The sequence below is a fragment of the Microcystis sp. 49638_E5 genome, from assembly GCF_021300285.1.
Taxonomy (GTDB): Bacteria; Cyanobacteriota; Cyanobacteriia; order Cyanobacteriales; family Microcystaceae; genus Microcystis; species Microcystis aeruginosa_C.
In genome coordinates, this window is the sequence record NZ_JAJTDH010000033.1 from 19,189 (window position 1) to 36,454 (window position 17,266).

At 43.5% G+C, this 17,266-nt stretch carries 17 protein-coding genes and 1 tRNA gene; 12 read left to right on the forward strand and 6 right to left on the reverse strand.

Annotated elements, in window-relative coordinates; translation table 11 throughout:
* Positions 1-137: 137 nt before the first annotated feature.
* Entirely contained in the window at positions 138-3,803 is a 3,666-nt protein-coding gene (gene bchH / locus LW728_RS11155) for a magnesium chelatase subunit H (RefSeq protein ID WP_287766696.1), read from the forward strand.
* Positions 3,804-3,924: 121 nt separating this feature from the next.
* On the opposite strand, the gene moaC is transcribed toward bchH, so the two are convergent.
* Positions 3,925-4,473 carry a cyclic pyranopterin monophosphate synthase MoaC gene (gene moaC, locus LW728_RS11160; protein WP_287766697.1) on the reverse strand — a complete coding sequence of 183 codons (549 nt, stop codon included), beginning with the start codon at positions 4,471-4,473 and terminating at the stop codon, positions 3,925-3,927.
* 43 nt (positions 4,474-4,516) lie between these two features.
* Here moaC and LW728_RS11165 point away from each other — a divergent pair.
* Positions 4,517-4,590, forward strand: a tRNA-Arg gene (locus tag LW728_RS11165).
* A gap of 291 nt (positions 4,591-4,881) precedes the next feature.
* A complete protein-coding gene (locus tag LW728_RS11170) occupies positions 4,882-6,201 on the forward strand; it encodes a tetratricopeptide repeat protein (protein WP_287766699.1) in 1,320 nt (439 codons plus the stop codon).
* Positions 6,202-6,211: 10 nt separating this feature from the next.
* Here the strand turns inward: LW728_RS11170 and LW728_RS11175 are convergent, their stop codons facing one another.
* Genes LW728_RS11175 through LW728_RS11185 form a run of 3 tightly spaced genes read right to left on the reverse strand, consistent with a single transcriptional unit; the run spans position 6,212 to position 7,197 of the window.
* A complete protein-coding gene (locus tag LW728_RS11175) occupies positions 6,212-6,625 on the reverse strand; it encodes a type II toxin-antitoxin system VapC family toxin (RefSeq protein WP_271935268.1) in 414 nt (137 codons plus the stop codon).
* On the reverse strand, positions 6,622-6,885 hold the full coding sequence (locus tag LW728_RS11180; protein WP_002766985.1) for a hypothetical protein: 264 nt from the start codon (positions 6,883-6,885) through the stop codon (positions 6,622-6,624). The genes LW728_RS11175 and LW728_RS11180 overlap by 4 nt, the downstream gene beginning before the upstream one ends.
* A gap of 60 nt (positions 6,886-6,945) precedes the next feature.
* Positions 6,946-7,197, reverse strand: coding sequence for a hypothetical protein (locus LW728_RS11185; RefSeq protein WP_287107184.1), 252 nt, complete (start codon positions 7,195-7,197; stop codon positions 6,946-6,948).
* Between the two features lie 227 nt (positions 7,198-7,424).
* On the opposite strand from LW728_RS11185, the gene LW728_RS11190 reads away from it, so the two are divergent.
* Together LW728_RS11190 and LW728_RS11195 are read left to right on the forward strand one after the other, a co-directional pair.
* On the forward strand, positions 7,425-7,766 hold the full coding sequence (locus tag LW728_RS11190; protein WP_223211100.1) for a type II toxin-antitoxin system RelE/ParE family toxin: 342 nt from the start codon (positions 7,425-7,427) through the stop codon (positions 7,764-7,766).
* The gene (locus tag LW728_RS11195) at positions 7,763-8,092 is read left to right on the forward strand and encodes a helix-turn-helix transcriptional regulator (protein ID WP_287766701.1); all 330 of its coding nucleotides are present in this window, start codon (positions 7,763-7,765) and stop codon (positions 8,090-8,092) included. The genes LW728_RS11190 and LW728_RS11195 overlap by 4 nt, the downstream gene beginning before the upstream one ends.
* Before the next feature lie 138 nt (positions 8,093-8,230).
* Here the strand turns inward: LW728_RS11195 and LW728_RS11200 are convergent, their stop codons facing one another.
* On the reverse strand, positions 8,231-8,599 hold the full coding sequence (locus LW728_RS11200) for a DUF5615 family PIN-like protein (RefSeq protein ID WP_185240764.1): 369 nt from the start codon (positions 8,597-8,599) through the stop codon (positions 8,231-8,233).
* On the reverse strand, positions 8,590-8,838 hold the full coding sequence (locus LW728_RS11205; RefSeq protein ID WP_002743172.1) for a DUF433 domain-containing protein: 249 nt from the start codon (positions 8,836-8,838) through the stop codon (positions 8,590-8,592). Before LW728_RS11205 ends, LW728_RS11200 begins: the two co-directional genes overlap by 10 nt.
* Before the next feature lie 268 nt (positions 8,839-9,106).
* On the opposite strand from LW728_RS11205, the gene LW728_RS11210 reads away from it, so the two are divergent.
* The 7 genes from LW728_RS11210 (at position 9,107) to LW728_RS11235 (ending at position 16,692) form a co-directional block, all read left to right on the forward strand.
* Positions 9,107-10,723 (forward strand): AAA-like domain-containing protein, encoded by a 1,617-nt coding sequence (locus LW728_RS11210; protein WP_287766702.1) that lies wholly within the window; start codon positions 9,107-9,109, stop codon positions 10,721-10,723.
* 27 nt (positions 10,724-10,750) lie between these two features.
* A complete protein-coding gene (locus tag LW728_RS23190) occupies positions 10,751-10,882 on the forward strand; it encodes an element excision factor XisH family protein (RefSeq protein WP_002761389.1) in 132 nt (43 codons plus the stop codon).
* Positions 10,870-11,205: a XisI protein gene (locus LW728_RS11215; protein WP_002754817.1), complete on the forward strand. Its 336-nt coding sequence runs from the start codon at positions 10,870-10,872 to the stop codon at positions 11,203-11,205. The genes LW728_RS23190 and LW728_RS11215 overlap by 13 nt, the downstream gene beginning before the upstream one ends.
* 68 nt (positions 11,206-11,273) lie before the next feature.
* On the forward strand, positions 11,274-15,668 hold the full coding sequence (locus tag LW728_RS11220) for an AAA-like domain-containing protein (protein ID WP_287766703.1): 4,395 nt from the start codon (positions 11,274-11,276) through the stop codon (positions 15,666-15,668).
* A 199-nt stretch (positions 15,669-15,867) separates the two neighbouring features.
* Positions 15,868-16,158 (forward strand): hypothetical protein, encoded by a 291-nt coding sequence (locus LW728_RS11225; protein WP_002754848.1) that lies wholly within the window; start codon positions 15,868-15,870, stop codon positions 16,156-16,158.
* A complete protein-coding gene (locus LW728_RS11230) occupies positions 16,148-16,540 on the forward strand; it encodes a toxin-antitoxin system TumE family protein (protein WP_287766705.1) in 393 nt (130 codons plus the stop codon). Before LW728_RS11225 ends, LW728_RS11230 begins: the two co-directional genes overlap by 11 nt.
* On the forward strand, positions 16,537-16,692 hold the full coding sequence (locus tag LW728_RS11235) for a hypothetical protein (protein WP_002754850.1): 156 nt from the start codon (positions 16,537-16,539) through the stop codon (positions 16,690-16,692). The genes LW728_RS11230 and LW728_RS11235 overlap by 4 nt, the downstream gene beginning before the upstream one ends.
* Positions 16,693-17,266: the final 574 nt, after the last annotated feature.

The window sequence follows — 17,266 nt, forward strand, 5'->3', positions numbered from 1 at the left end:
TAGAACCCCCCAAAGGCTTGGATTGGTAATACGGCCATCCGTTGAGTATAAGCTACATATCAGGAGAGGCACTCATGCAAAAGGGGGAATAAATAATCAGTTTTTAATAACCAGATTTAGTATAAAAATATATTCTTATGAAAAGCATTGTTTTAATTGTTGGCTTTGAAACCTTTAACACCAATTTATATCGGCAATCGGGCCTGTTGGCTAGTTCTAAATGTCCCGATTTAGAAGTAAAAGTATTCAGCGATAAATCCTTGACTAGCGAACCGGAAATAGTCGAGCAAGCTTTAGCCAATGCCGACGTTTTTTTTGCTAGTTTGATCTTCGATTACGATCAAGTTACTTGGCTGCGGCAACGAGCGGCAGAGATTCCGATTCGCTTAGTTTTTGAGTCTGCTTTAGAGTTAATGAGTTTAACCCGTTTGGGAGAATTTGCCATCGGGGATAAACCAAAAGGAATGCCAAAACCAATTCAATTTATCTTAAGTAAATTTTCCAGTGGCAAGGAAGAAGATAAGTTAGCCGGTTATCTCAGTTTCCTCAAAACTGGTCCGAAACTGCTGAAATTTATTCCCGCTAAAAAAGTTCAAGATTTGCGTAATTGGTTAATTATTTACGGTTATTGGAATGCGGGAGGAACCGAAAATGTTGCCGCTATGTGTTGGGTAATTGCCCAAAAATATCTAGGATTAAAAGTACGGGAAATACCCGAAGTTATCGAAACTCCCAATAAGGGACTATTACACCCCGATTATCAGGGTTATTTTCTCACTCCCCAAGAATATTTGACTTGGTATAAAAAAAATAAATCTCTTGATAAACCAGTGGTGGCACTGCTGCTTTATCGGAAGCACGTTATCAGTAAACTACCCTATATTAATCAATTAATCCGTCATTTTGAAACGGCTAATTTAATTCCCCTACCCGTGTTTATTAACGGAGTAGAAGGCCATACAATTGTTCGGGATTGGTTAACCACAGACTACGAAATTCAGCAAAGAAAAAAAGGAATCATTGAAACTCCTTCTTTAAGTGAAGATGCGGTGACAGTAGATGCAATTGTCTCGACGATTGGCTTTCCTTTGGTGGGGGGTCCTGCGGGTTCTATGGAAGCAGGAAGACAGGTAGAAGTGGCTAAACGAATTCTGTCCGCTAAAAATATTCCTTATCTTATCGCTGCCCCTTTATTGATTCAAGATATTTATTCTTGGACAAGACAGGGAATCGGTGGTTTACAGAGTGTGGTTCTATACGCTTTACCGGAATTAGATGGAGCAATTGATACAATTCCTCTGGGGGGATTAGTGGGGGAAACTATATATTTAATCCCCGAAAGATTACAGCGTTTAACTGGACGTTTAAACAGTTGGATTAAGTTACATAAAACCCCTCCGCAAGAACGGAAAATAGCCATCATTCTCTATGGATTTCCCCCGGGTTATGGGGCAGTTGGTACGGCTGCTTTGTTAAATGTTCCCCGGAGTTTAGTTAAGTTTTTACAAGCTTTACAAGCGCAGGGTTATAATGTGGGAACAATTCCCGAAGACGGGGAAGAAATTATTCAAAAAGTTAAATTTGCCGATGATGAAAATCTCTCTAAACAAAATCGTTTATCGATAGAAACTTTAGAAAATTGGCTAGGTTATCTGTTAACTTCTCGCATTGAAAAACACTGGAAATCTCTGAAAGATGCGGGGATAAAAACTATTGGCGATCAGTATCATTTAGGGGGTATTGAGTTAGGTAATATCTGGATTGGAGTGCAGCCACCTTTAGGAATTGCTGGGGATCCGATGCGGTTAATGTTTGAAAAAGATTTAACTCCTCACCCTCAGTATGCAGCCTTTTATCAGTGGTTGCAAAAAGATTTTAAGACCGATGCTATCGTTCATTTTGGTATGCACGGAACCGTCGAATGGCTGCCCGGTTCACCCCTAGGAAATACCAGTTATTCTTGGTCAGATATTTTATTAGGAGATTTACCGAATTTATATATTTATGCCGCTAATAATCCCTCGGAATCTATCCTAGCTAAACGTCGCGGTTATGGGGTGTTAATTTCCCATAATGTGCCTCCCTACGGACGAGCGGGATTATATAAAGAATTGATGATTTTGCGAGATTTGATTGCCGAGTTTCGAGAAAATCCTGAGAAAAATTACGCTTTAAGAGATAGTATCCTGCAAAAGATTATTGATACAGGTATCTCTAAAGATTGTCCTTTTCTGGAAGCAGAAAAACAGGGAATAGAATTCACTTTAGAAAATGCCAAATTATTTAGCCGCTATGCACTAACCGATTATTTTGTCAAGGTGTATAATTACTTACAAATCGTCGAACAAAGACTATTTTCTTCGGGTTTACACACCCTAGGAACTGCTCCCAATCAGGAAGAATTAAAAGGTTATCTTGACGCTTATTTCACAGATTTATCTGAGCGAGAATTTCAGCAAATTATCGCTGACGAAGCAACCAATGAAAAGCTTAAAGAAGGCATTGCTATTAAAAATTTATTAGGACAAAATAGCGAAGAATTAACTAATCTTTTGCGGGGATTAAATGGGGAATATGTACCACCGGCACCGGGGGGTGATTTACTCCGGGATGGTGCGGGAGTTTTACCCACAGGACGCAATATACACGCTTTGGATCCCTACCGGATGCCTTCCCCCGCAGCCTACACTCGCGGACGAGAAATCGCCAAAAAACTGCTACAACAAAACTTAACCGAAAAAGGAAAATATCCCGAAACTGTAGCAGTTTTACTCTGGGGATTAGATGTGATTAAAACTAAGGGTGAATCCCTGGGTATTCTCTTAGAATTAGTCGGTGCGGAACCAGTGAAAGAGGGGACAGGAAGAATTGTCAGGTATGAATTAAAACCTCTAGGAGAAATTGGACACCCGCGCATCGATATTTTGGCTAATTTATCGGGAATTTTTCGCGATACTTTTATCAATATTATCGAGTTATTGGATGATTTAATGCAGCGGGCAGCTGAGATAGAAGAATCGGAAAATGATAATTATATCCGTAAGCACTATTTAGCCTTAAAAAGTCAAGGAATTGACAATGCCAGCGCTCGTTTATTTTCCAATCCTGCTGGGGATTTTGGCTCTTTAGTTAATGACCAAGTAGTGGAGGGAAATTGGGACAATGACAACGAATTAGCGAAAACTTGGGAAAAGCGTAATGTTTTTAGTTATGGTCGTCAAGATAAGGGACAAGCGCGGCCAGAAGTGCTACAACAGTTATTAAAAACCAGTGAAAGTATTATCCAAGAAATTGACTCGGTAGAATACGGTTTAACCGATATTCAGGAATACTACGGCAATACAGGAGGATTAAAATTAGCCGCAGAAAAACAAAGCGGTAAACGGGTGATGACGAGTTTTGTCGAGAGTTTTTCCAATGATACAACTCCCCGCAAATTAGAGGAGGTTTTGCGCTTAGAATACCGCAGTAAATTACTCAATCCTAAATGGGCCAATGCCATGGTTAATCAAGGTTCCGGTGGGGCCTACGAAATCTCCCAAAGAATGACCGCTTTAATTGGTTGGGGCGGTACGGCTAATTTTAGTGACGATTGGGTGTATGATCAGGCAGCCGATACCTACGCTTTTGATACAGAAATGGCGGAAAAATTGCGTCAAGCTAATCCCGAAGCTTTCCGTAATATTGTCGGTAGAATGTTAGAAGCACAGGGTCGCGGTTTTTGGCAAGCAGACCCCGACAAATTAGAGAAATTACAGGAATTATATCAATTGACCGATGAAAAATTAGAAGGGGTTACTTAGGTTTTTTAGGCTGCATCTCATTTTTGTCAATCTACCAAGTTGGGATTTTTACGGGGACACTCTCGGCTAAAATCGGTCATTACTTCCGATTTTACCACTCAATCCAAGCCTTTGGGGGGTTCTACCCCCCAAACCCCCCGTTGGGGGCGTGGCGCCGCCCCCAAACCCCCCGCGCATTAGTTTTTCGGTGATGATAATCTGATTTTCCTCCTGTTTTACTCAGCAGACGGATATTTTCAATCAGGATTGATTTTTCTAACGCTTTAGCCATATCGTATAAAGTCAAGGCTGCCACAGATACCGCCGTTAAAGCCTCCATTTCTACACCGGTTTCCGATTTTGTCACCACTTCTGCCCGAATTTCGTAGCCGGGTAACTCTGCTTTCGGGATAATCTGAACATTGATTTTTTGCAGGGGTAAGGGATGGCAAAGGGGAATTAAGGAGGAAGTTTGTTTGGCCGCCATAATTCCCGCTAGTCTGGCCGTCCCTAAAACGTCACCTTTAGGCGCATTTCCCTGTTCTATGGCTTCAAAAGTCGTTTTTAGCATTCTCACTTGTCCTAGGGCGATAGCAGTGCGTTTAGTGGGCATTTTCTCCGATACATCCACCATCTGGGCCTCGCCTTGGCTGTCGAGATGACATAATTTTTCTTTACCCTCTTGCGTCATTGAATGAACCTGTGCTATAGTAGTTTACTGTTGAGAAAAACAAGGGCTTGTAGCTTAGTGGATTAGAGCGTGTGGCTACGGACCACAAGGTCGGGAGTTCGAGTCTCTCCAAGCCCGTTACATACAATGGCATATACTACAGGAATTAGGAACCTATGGTTCCTAATTCCTTTGGTTTTTTGCCCCATCTTCCCACTTTCCTATACTTTTTAAACAGGATTTAGTATCATCAGCCAGTTTTGCTGGAGTATTTTTTACCCTCAAACAGTGAAAGAAACTAAACTTTTAGGATTGTATAATACTAAATCTGGTTATTAAAAACTGATTATTTATTCCCCCTTTTGCCTTTTGCCTCTTGCCTTTTGCCTGTCCTTATAAGTAACCTATGCTCAACGGATTTAGTATAATATGAATTCTCCTGCACCTGTGCCGACACCCTTTCAAGTTGCTTTAGAGCGTTACCAGAATGCTCTAAATTATTTAGATACTTCTCATAATAAATCTCTGAAAAAAGCACAGGCTTTAGAAATTATTGCCGCCAGAGATGCTCTTCATAAACAAATGGAAGCTGAGGCGGAAATTTCCGTTGATATGTCGTTAAAATTAATCGAACAAGATAATAGATTAAAACAGAAAAGTTACAAAATTACTCAAGTTCTTGACTTAGCTGAATATCGGGAGACTTTACCTATTTCTGCTCAAGCTTGGTGGTGGCATTTAGAAAGCAGGGAATCTCTGCATCCTTGCAATCGCTTTGATTGGCTATTGAGAAGCGGTAAGCTGGTTTTATTAGGGGTTAATTTTACATTAATCGGAACGATTGCTACTCGGTTTCTTGGTGGTGGCTCAGGTTTGCTAGAAGTAGGGGGTGTGATATTTTCGACTTTTATTTCTTTGTTACAGGCTCAAAATGCGCTGACACAGGAGCGACAAAAGAGTTTTGTTAAGTTAATGAAATTTCTGAGGATTGCTGAATATTGGCATGAAAAAGTACAGTTTTTGGTAACAGTAATAATTTTTGCCTTACTATTAAGCATTTGGTTACATTTCTCTTGGTTTTCTGAGCTTTATAAGCAAGAAGGCAACCGTTTACAATCTCCTCCGCCAGCAAGTCAAGAATTTCCTAATTTAGCTTCAGCCGAAGAGAAGTATTTAAAAGCAATTGAGTTAGATCCAGATAATCTAGATGCTCATTATAAGTTAGCAACACTTTATGAAGAGTTACAGGATTTGACTAATGGGAAAAAACACTATTTAATTGCGGCAAAAGGTGGTTTTATAGATGCTTATAATAATCTCGCTTATTGGTATCTGCGAGATAATAAGAATGCAGAAGCGGTAGAGTTACTGGAAAAAGCTAAGAGATTATTAGCAGAAAAAGATGAAAAACTAGACCAATTTACTGAAGAGGAGAAACGCAATTTAGCAGTACAAAAATATAGTATTTATAAAAATCTAGGCTGGGCCAGATTTAAGCAAAATCGCAGTGAAGATGCAGTTCCTAATCTTTTAGTTGCTATTGGTATCGCTGAAAATCCAGCTTATCAGAAATTTATCCGCAATCCCGGTGCTGCTTTTTGTATTTATGCTCAACTTTTAGAAAAAGAAGACAAGAAATTATCTCAGGAAAATTGGCGTAAATGTCTTAAATTAGCCGAAGGGAGGGAAATTAATACGGAGGAGGAGCAATGGTTATATGAAGCGAGGAAAAAAATTAAAGTGAAGTAAAGTTTACTGACTATTCTCTGAGTAATGCGCTAAATCCTTCTTGCTGAAAATGCTTATCAAAGGTTAATATTTCAGAGATTTCCAGTTGTCTCATAATCTGCATGGAAGCACAATCAGTTAAACTGTATCCTTTATCTAATCGTCTTTGGTAAAAATCAAAAGCCTGCTGAAATTGTTCACTGGTTTGGGGAATGATTTCTATAGTAGAATCGTTTTTCAAATCGTTGGTTAAGTTAATAGCAGATTGGCGTAGATAATCTCCTCTTCCTGACAATGCGTTAAGTAATTCTGTCAAAATCATTTCGCTAGTAATTCCTGTAAATTTTCCTAGTCTTACTGTCATTAGTGTGGCAAGTTCATGGAGATTGTCTCTATAATCAGCGAGTGCTTGCAAATAGGATGTATCTAAGAAAATTTTTCTCATTCTTCCTCATCTTCTCTTGGTGCGCCGTACATATAGTGTTCAAAATTACGCGCAAAGTCTGTAGGTAAGTGTTTTCGCCATTCTGACTGGGGAACAAGTGCGCCAATTTCTGCAATTCTTTGCCAAAAAGGTTTTTTGCGGAATTCGGGATCAGCTTGAAGTTGAGCGAATTTTGCTTGTAATTCAGCTATTGTCGGAAGTTCCTCTATTGTCGGAATTTCTTCTGTGCGAGTGGGATTGTTTGGGGGATTCATAATCATTTAGTGGGATTGGTTTACTACATATATTATAACTTTGAATTGACGTTAGTTCTGTGTTTGTTATTTTTCCTCATCTTCTCTTGGTGCGCCGTACATATAATGTTCCGCGTTACGCGCAAAGTCTCTGGGAAAGTGTTTTCGCCATTCTGATTGGGGAACAACGTTACCAATTTCTATAATTTTTTGCCAAAAAGGTTTTGCTAAAAATTCTGGGTCATTTTCTAGTGCATCCCATTTAGCATCGAGTTCTTCCATTGATAACTCAGGCTCTTCGGATGTGTTAGAGGTTGAATGATTGTTTAAGTTAGTCATGATTAAAGTTTCCTTAGTGATAATAGGTTACTTTTATTATAGCATTTTCAAGTTGGATTGAGGTACGGAGATTATCGAGGGGAATTAACCACAGAGACACAGAGGACAGGGAGATTATTTGCCAATGTTATAATTTATAATGATGATGGCAAGAGAGCCGAATGTTTAACTGAAAGCTTGACATTATTTTATGTACAGACTATATTATATTTATGGAATAGAATATTATATTTGATCCAGATTTTAGGTTCTGGTTTTATCAACAAGAACAGGGACTTCAAAATGAAGTATTTGCTGTTTTAACTGTATTGATGAAACTTAAACCAGCACTGGGGAGACCACGAGTTGATACCATTGAAGGAGCTTCTTTTAAGAATATGAAAGAGCTTCGTATTCAGTATAAAGGTGAACCTTGGCGTGTTTTATTTGCCTTTGATCCTCATCGACAAGCAATTTTACTTGTTGGGGGGAACAAGTCAGGTAACAAAAGATGGTACAAAGAAAATATTCCTATAGCAGATCAACGTTATCAAAAATATCTGGAAAAACTTAAGGAAGAAAAGTCATGAAAGAATATACCAACTTCTCGGAAGAATTTAATAAACTTTGTGGAGAACGACAAGCAATTATTAAAGCAAGAGCTTCCCAAATTTATCTGGAGGAACTTACGCTTAAGTATTTGCAGGAAAAACTAGGTTTATCTTTATCAGAATTGGCAGAGCATCTTGAAGTACAGCAATCAATAGTACCTAAACTTAAACAAGAGCAAAATCTAGAGCTAAATACACTGCGCGAAGTAGTTAACGCCTTAGGTGGAACTGTCGAAATTATTGTCAAAATTCCCAACAAAGAACCTATAATTATTAGTGACTATTCAGAAACGAAGTGTAATTAACCACAGAGACACAGAGGACAGGGAGATTATTTGCCAATGTTATAATTTGTACTCAATAATAAAGGTGTTCGCTTTTGGAACACAATATTTAAGATGGAATTAACGGGAAGACTCCATGAACGCTATAAAGCAAAAATCTTAAATTGATAAAAGTCTAATCCGAAAAATACGATCTGTCACTGACACAATTGCTCCCGTCTTTAATGCTTTTGTACAATCTCGTAAAACTATAGTTAAACGCTGATTAATTAGATTGTAGTTTTCATTGCCTAAACGGAATAGGATGACACTTGGTAAATTATCACCACTAATAGCGAGAAGTTGAGAAAAATCTAGATCGACAGTTAAAATTATCCGCTTTTCTCTTTTTGCTTTGGCAAGAATTTCCTGATCAGATAAAGTTTGTAAGCCTTCATCTCGAAGATGAACGACATCATAACCTTGTTCTCTTAACCATGAGACTGTACGCAGATAAATCCCCATATCGGCTAGAAACTCTATCTCCATTGCTCGATTAATTCAAAATGATGAACTTGTTCTCTGGCTAACCAAGAAGCATATAATAAACATTGGTGAATATCTTCTCTTTCTAGGTCAGGGTATTCCTCTAATATTTCCTCTATCGGCTTTTCGTTAGCAAGTAGATTAAGAATTAAAGAAACAGGAATACGCATTCCTCGAATACAGGCTTGACCTGCCATAATTTTGGAGTTAAAAGTAATTCGGTCTAATTGTTTTAAGGTCATATAGTTTCCAGAAATATGAAGATGATACCTGTGGTAATTTTATTATAGCTAATTCTATAGTTGCGAGTGGAAGTGGGAAATTACTCCTTCAGTGAGGGTGCAAAGCTTGTCTCCAACCCCGTAGGGAAGATTAGGGAATGGTGAGGTTTTAAGTTGTAGTAGTATAGTATAACAAGTTAGACGAGAAAACGGGTTTTTTGAAAAAACCCGTTTTCTGAAATCAATAGTTTGAAAAAAACCGTTTTCTGAAATCGTAAAACTGAGAGCCATGATTTTACCTAATCCAGACATATCATCCACACCGCTCGATGTATTTATTTCTTACTCTCACCGGGATGAGAAACTGCGGGAAACTTTGGGACTTCACCTCGCGTCATTACAAAGACAGGGAGTGATTAAATCATGGCACGATCGCAAAATTAGTGCTGGAACAGAGTGGAGACAAGCCATTGATGAAAATCTCAATTCAGCCGAGATTATTCTGTTGTTGATTAGTGAAAACTTTATCGCTTCTGACTACTGTTATGATCTTGAAATGGAACGGGCGATCGCACGGCATGATGCGGGGGAGGCGCGGGTGATTCCGATTATTTTGAAGCCGGTGGATTGGAGTGGTGCGCCTTTTGGTAAGTTGCAAGCTTTGCCAAAAAATGCCAAGCCTGTGACGACTTGGAGTAATCGGGGTGAGGCGTTTTTAAATATTGCTGAGGGGATTCGGCAGGCGGCAATGGAAATGGCGACAGTGTTAACTGACAAACAGCCCACTGTCTTGCCAGAGCCGCAACAATCCGCAAAAGCCACTGAGATGCCAACGCAATCGGAACCCCTCAAGCCAACAGTTACTCCAGACAAGATACAACAGGAAATTAGCTTGGAATCTCCAGAAGGACAAGTTAGCATTGACTCTCGCTTTTATATTACTTCCCCTTACGAAGAACGGTGCTATGAGGAAATTCAAAGGCCTGGCTCCCTGATTCGGATTAAATCGCCCCACAATATGGGCAAATCGTCCCTGATGGCGAAGGTACTTGCCCAAGCATCTCAACTAGGCTATCGTGCGGTAACGATCGATCTGGAACAGACCAATCAAAAGTTCTTTGACGATCTCGACAAGTTCATGCAGTGGTTTTGTGCGTCGGTGGGTAAACCACTGGGAGTAAGGGTCAAGATTGAAGAGTATTGGGATGATATTTTTGGAGCGAACGATAACAGTACGGATTATTTTGAGAAGTATTTATTAGAGGGGGACGATCGCCCGTTAGTGTTGGCGATCGATAACTTTGATCGCATCTTTAAATACGCAGATATCGAGACGGATTTATGCGGATTATTGCGCGGCTGGCATGAAAGTTCCAAGATTAAAAAACTGTGGCAGAAATTGCGGCTGATCATCGTCCATTCTCAAGAGTCCTATGCCCAACGGGATATCAATCAATCGCCTTTTAATGTGGGGTTGCCCATCGAATTGGGAGAGTTTACGCCTGAACAGGTACAGGAGTTGGTAGCACGGCACGGATTAACTTGGACAGAGGGGGAACTCGAACAATTTATGGGGTTAATTGGAGGGCATCCCTACATGGTGCGCTCGGCACTCTATCACATTGCAGCGGGGTATCTTTCTTTGGCGGAATTTTTGCGGACGGCTCCCACAGAAGCGGGAATTTACAGCGATTATCTGCGGGGACATTTGAAGACTTTGGAAGATTATCCTGAACTGGGGGCAGCCATGAAATTGGTTATTACTTCTGAAGCGCCGGTACGTTTGCGGTCTGAGGAGTCGTTTAAACTGGACAGTATGGGATTAGTGGTGCGGGTTGATAATAATGTGAAACCTCGCTGCGATCTTTATCGTCAGTATTTTTGCGATCGCTTGGAAGGAAATTAAATAAAAACACTTTATTGTAAACTAGATTTGGCGATTAGAGATGTGATTTATAATTCATTTTTTGAAGAGCCAATCGGACAAATTTTAATCGAAGATGAAAATCTCAAGTTTATTGTTTTTGATGCTGAAAAGGAGGTCATTTCGCAATGGAAAAATTAGATCAGTATCGTCATATTATTAAATCGGTTTTGATTCCTTATACTGAAATCCCTTATTCTCACGGCGAATTGATTTGTAAGCCGATTTTTGATGAAGTTCGAGATAGCTATCTTTTGATGACGCTCGGATGGGATCGCAAAACTCGCGTGCATGGCTGTTTAATTCATTTGGATATTATCAACGAGAAAATCTGGGTACAACGAGATGAAACCGAAGACGGAGTAACCCATGAGCTAGTGGCAGCGGGTGTTCCCCAGCAGGATATTGTCCTCGCTTTTCATCCGGCGGATGTACGCGGTTACACGGGCTACGCGATCGCCTAACCTCTTAGAAAACGGGTTTCTTAAAGAAATCCGTTTTCTGGGACATATTTTTAGCAATTTGGTATCAGATGACAAACCCAACTTCCTCGACTCCTTTTAGCTATCAAGTAGGCGGGAGCTTACCTGCCGAATATCGTGGGTATGTAGAGCGACAGGCCGATCGCGAATTGTACGATCGCCTGAAATCAGGAGAATATTGTTTTGTCTTTAACTCGCGGCAGATGGGCAAGTCTAGTTTGCGGGTGCGGGTGATGCAGAAGTTAGCGGCAGAGGGGGTGGCTTGTGCGGTCATTGACCCGCAAACCCGGGGAACCAGTTTGAGCGAGGATCAGTGGTATGCCGGAACCATAAAACGCTTGATCGATGATTTGCATTTACAAGAGAAAATCGATTTTTCGAGTTGGTGGAAGGATCTGGCGGCTCAGTCGATTTCGGCGGTCGAACGCTTTACTTATTTTATCGATCGCGTATTGCTGGCAGAACTCTCGCAAGATGTCGTCATTTTTGTCGAAGAAATTGATAACCTGCTCAGTCTCAAGTTTGATACCGATGGTTTTTTCATTCTGATTCGCTCTTTCTTTGAGCGGCGGGCGGAAGATCTGCGTTATCGGCGGCTGACTTTTGCGTTTTTAGGGGTGGCAACACCTTCCGATCTGATTGTCAGTAAGCATAGTTTGGCGTTTAATATCGGTCGGGCGGTGGAGATGAGTGGCTTTCAACTCCAGGAAGCTCAACCGTTGATGCAGGGTTTGGTGGGCAAGGTGGACGATCCGCAGGCGGTGCTGCAAGCGGTGTTGTATTGGACGGGGGGACAGCCGTTTTTGACGCAGCGGGTCTTGAATTTGGTAGTGCAGGAGGCAGATTTGCGCCTATCGCCCCCAGATTTGGTGGCGCAGGTGGTGACGAGCCAGCTTATCGATAATTGGGAGGCGCAGGACGTGCCGCCGCATTTGAAAACGATACGAGACAGGATTTTACGCAGTGACGAACGGCTGCGGGGGCGACTGCTAGGGATTTATCAGCAAGTTTTGGATGCTGAACCCCCCCCTCTCCCCATCCCCCCCCTCTCCCCATCCCCGCCTCTCAAGGAAGGGGGGATCATTGCCGATGAGAGCTACGAGCAAATACAACTGCGGCTGACGGGTTTGGTGGTGAAGCGAGAGGGCAGGTTGAAAGTCTATAACCCCATCTACGCGCAGGTGTTTAATGGGCAGTGGGTGGCTCGCGCTTTGGCGGATTTGCGTCCGGGGTTTTATGGGGAGGCGTTTAAGGCTTGGCAGGAGGCACAAGAGGAGCAGAAAGAGTCGTTTTTGTTGCGGGGACAGGCGTTAAGAGATGCGGAGACTTGGGCAAAAGGAAAGCGTTTGAGTAAAGAAGATGAACGCTTTTTAGATGATAGCCAGGATGTCGAAAAACGGGATATGGAAAGGCGATTGGCGGCGGAAACGGAAGCGAATCAGATTTTGACGGCGGCGAGGGAACAGGCGGAATCGCAATTAGAGACAGCGAACCAAGAATTATTAGAAACAAGGGAGGAATCCGATAGAATCATCAAAAAAGCCAATCGACGGAATAAGCTTAGTTTGTTGGGGGCATTGGGAGCTATTGCCATTGCTGCTATTGCCGTTCCTATTTCGATAAAGGCGGTAGATGATTTGAAAATAGCACGGCAGGATGTACAAGAAATGGAGAGAGAGAAAAAACAACTTGAACAAGATAAAGACCAACTTAATAAGGATAAAATCAGTCTCAATCGCAGTTTAGCGCAAACTAAAATTAACGAAAAGAAGGCGAACGATAATCTCAAAAGAGCCCATCTAAACACGAGAAAAGCACAAGAAAAGTATCTGCAAGCGCAGACAAAAGAAAGAGCCGCCCAACAGCAATACCAACAGGCTCAGGAACAAGTGCAGAAAGCAACGCTTCAGTTAAGTCAAGTAAATCAGGACAAAATTCAAGCAGAAGAGGCAACGGCGGCTGCCAAAGAGCAATTACAATTAGCCACTACCCAAAAGCTACAAGCTGAAACTGCTGCCAAAATTGCTAAAGCGGCTGTGGACAAAGCCAAAACTACCTTAGCCGCAGCAGAACGCGATCAAAATACGATCCTAGCCGTCAATAGACTGGAAAAAGCAGGACAGGCATCGCTCAATCGCGCCCAATATGAACAGGTACGGGGATTAGTGGATGCAATGCGCGTGGGTGAAGAGGCGCAACAGTTGGTGCAAACCCAGGGGCAAAAGGGCTTTGCCGCCAGCCCCATCTATACCCTCCAGACTATTTTGGATCAGGTCGAGAATCGGGCGATTAAGCCCTGGCAGCATCAAACCCTATTGGCGCATGAAGGCACTGTCTGGACGGCGGCGTTTAGCCCCGATGGACAACGCATCGTCACGTCTGACGGGACGGCGAGGGTGTGGGATGCCCAGACGGGGAGCCAACTTGCCCTACTTTCCGGGGTCGAGGCGGCGGCCTTTAGCCCCGATGGACAACGCCTCGTCACCGCCTCATCTGACGGGACGGCGAGGGTGTGGGATGCCAAAACAGGGAGCCAACTTGCCCTACTTTCCGGGGTCGAGGCGGCGGCCTTTAGCCCCGATGGACAACGCATCGTCACCGCCTCAGCTGACACGACAGCGAGGGTGTGGGATGCCCAGACGGGGAGGCAACTTGCCCTACTTTCCGGTCATGAAGACAGGGTCTATACGGCGGCATTTAGCCCCGATGGACAACGCATCGTCACCGCCTCAGCTGACAAGACGGCGAGGGTGTGGTCTGCCAAGACAGGGAGCGAAATTGCCCTACTTTCCGGTCATGAAGATGTGGTCAGAGCGGCGGCGTTTAGCCCCGATGGACAACGTATCGTCACCGCCTCAGTTGACGAGACGGCGAGGGTGTGGGATGCCAAGACAGGGAGCCAACTTGCCTTACTTTCCGGTGTCACAGTGGCGGCGTTTAGCCCCGATGGTCAACGCATCGTCGCCTCATCCTTGTATAGCAAGACGGTGAGGGTTTGGGATGCCAAGACGGGGAGGCAACTTGCCCTACTTTTCGGTCATGAAGACAGGGTCACAGCGGCGGCGTTTAGCCCCGATGGACAACGCATCGTCACCGCCTCTTGGGACAAGACGGCGAGAGTGTGGGATGCCAAAACAGGGAGCCAACTTGCCCTACTTTCCGTTCATGAATTCACTGTCACAGTGGCGGCGTTTAGTCCCGATGGACAACGCATCGTCACCGCCTCAGCTGACAAGACAGCGAGGGTGTGGTCTGCCCAGACGGGGAGCCAACTTGCCCTACTTTCCGGTCATGAAGACAGGGTCACAGCGGCGGCGTTTAGTCCCGATGGTCAACGCATCGTCGCCTCATCCTTGTATGACAAGACAGCGAGGGTGTGGTCTGCCAAGACGGGGAGCCAACTTGCCCTACTTTCCGGTCATGAATCCTGGGTCAATGTGGCGGCGTTTAGTCCCGATGGACAACGCATCGTCACCGCCTCAGCTGACACGACGGCGAGGGTGTGGTCTGCCAAGACGGGGAGCGAAATTGCCCTACTTTCTGGTCATGAATCCGGGGTCGGGGCGGCGGCGTTTAGTCCCGATGGACAACGCATCGTCACCGCCTCTTGGAAGACGGTGAGGGTGTGGTCTGCCAAGACGGGGAGCCAACTTGCCCTACTTTCCGGTCATGAATCCTGGGTCAATGCGGCGGCGTTTAGTCCCGATGGACAACGCATCGTCACCGCCTCACAAGACAAGACGGCGAGGGTGTGGGATGCCAAAACAGGGAGCCAACTTGCCTTACTTTCCGGTCATGAAGGCGTGGTCATAGCGGCGGCATTTAGTCCCGATGGACAACGCATCGTCACCGCCTCACAAGACAAGACGGCGAGGGTGTGGGATGCCAAAACAGGGAGCCAACTTGCCCTACTTTTCGGTCATGAATCCAGGGTCATAGCGGCGGCCTTTAGCCCCGATGGACAACGCATCGTCACCGCCTCACAAGACAAGACGGCGAGGGTGTGGGATGCCCGGACGGGGAGCCAACTTGCCCTACTTTCCGGTCATGAAGGCGTGGTCTATACGGCGGCGTTTAGCCCCGATGGACAACGTATCCTCACCGCCTCATCTGACAGGACGGTGAGGGTTTGGCCTGTGGAAAATCTCGATCGCCTGTTGGTTCGAGGTTGCCACTGGCTCCGAAACTATTTAATCGTCAATCCTCAAGCGTTAGCTAAACTAGCAACCTGCCAAACCCCCGACCTCACCCAAGCCAGCGCCCCCTACCTCGTCGAATACAGCGAAGCCTTAGCTAGGGAAGGCAAAATCAACGAAGCAATTGAAGGCTTTAAAATCGCCCAAAAGTGGAATCCTAGCCTCCGTTTTGATCCCGTCAGCCGCGCCAACCAACTCGCCAACGACGCTAAAACCGACATTCCGCCTATGATTCAGTCTACTCAGTAGTCAAAAGTCAAAAGTATAATCTGAGAGAGAAGGAGAAAAGAGAAAAAATGAACCCAAAAATTGACCATAGATCAAAAGGACTTCAGCCCTTAGTTTGACAATTATTGGAGAGGTCTAGTGTAGTGGCACAAGCAACCTGCGCCCTCTGGATATCTTAGCAATTGTCTATAATGCAAAAGTAGCTACAAGACTTCCTATTATGAAGGAACTCAAACTCATCTCTCATCACTCCGGCTCCCTCAAACCTCTAATCGAAGGCGCAATCGCTGAAGCCCTACGTTCCACTGAAGCGGGTATCCAGCGTACCGAACAACGACTGCGAGAATTTGAGGACAAATATCAACTGTCCACAGCAGAATTTCTGCATCGCTACGAAAACGACGAATTTCAGGAAACCCTGGAACTTGACGAATGGATTGGCGAATTGCGAATGCTACAATGCCTACAGGAAAAAGCAGAAAGACTCAGAGGAATTGAATTTGTTAATTGAAGATTATTTTCAACAGATTCAAACAATTATCGCAACCTGTTCAGTAATAAAATTTTTTACGCTAGATTGTGAAAAACGCGATACTTATGAAGGATTTATTCGAGCCGAAATTAAATTCATTGATAATTCAGTTCTGCATATTCGAGAGTTTGTCAATATCGAAACAATTATTAATCGTAATATGTACGCTTATCAGTATATGAATACCATGAATATCTTAATTTTCCGTTATGATAATACTCCACATCATAAAAAGCTGAACCTCCCAACCTATCCCCATCACAAACATGACAGCAGTGAAGAAAATGTAATCTCGTCCGCTGCTCCAACACTCTTAGAAGTTCTTCAGGAAATTACCGCCAGAATCAGGAGTTTTCTATGAATGAACTAAAAGGAATCAGTATCAATAAACTGATTGAATATCTTTCCACCAACACTTTAGCCGAATTTAATGCCTATACTAGATTTAAGGAAATGGCAGCTAATGGCAACCCAGAAGAAGGATTGAAAATCTTGGCTAAATTTGATAAGTAGGTAGGCGTTAAAAGTTGTCAGATGCCCCCCTTATTAAGGGGGGATTAAAGGGGGGACTAAGGGGGGATCGGCACCCCCCTTATCAAGGGGGGCAGGGGGGATCGGCACCCCCCTTATCAAGGGGGGACTAAGGGGGGATCGGCACCCCCCTTATCAAGGGGGGCAGGGGGGATCGGCACCCCCCTTATCAAGGGGGGACTAAGGGGGGATCAAACCTAAAATCCATTTTTAATTTAATTATAACCAGCTACTTAAAGGAGAATTAACAGGTGTGAATAAACGCCTAGATAACTTGGAATTTACTAATCGAACCATCTTTGTTGCCATTGTTACTGCACTAATGGCAGGATTAGTTAAGTTATTTTTCCCAAATTGGCTCTTCTAGGTTCTGTGTGATAAGTTTAACTTACAATATGATCGATCAATCTTTGTGTCCTTTGTGTCTTTGTGGTTCGTTCCACCCCCTCGCTAGGAGGAATGTATCTTAGAATACATTTTACCCACCAAATCCAAGAGAGTCCCAAATTTTCCTACTAATCCTTAACCGTTGATTCAAAAAGAAAACGGATTTTTT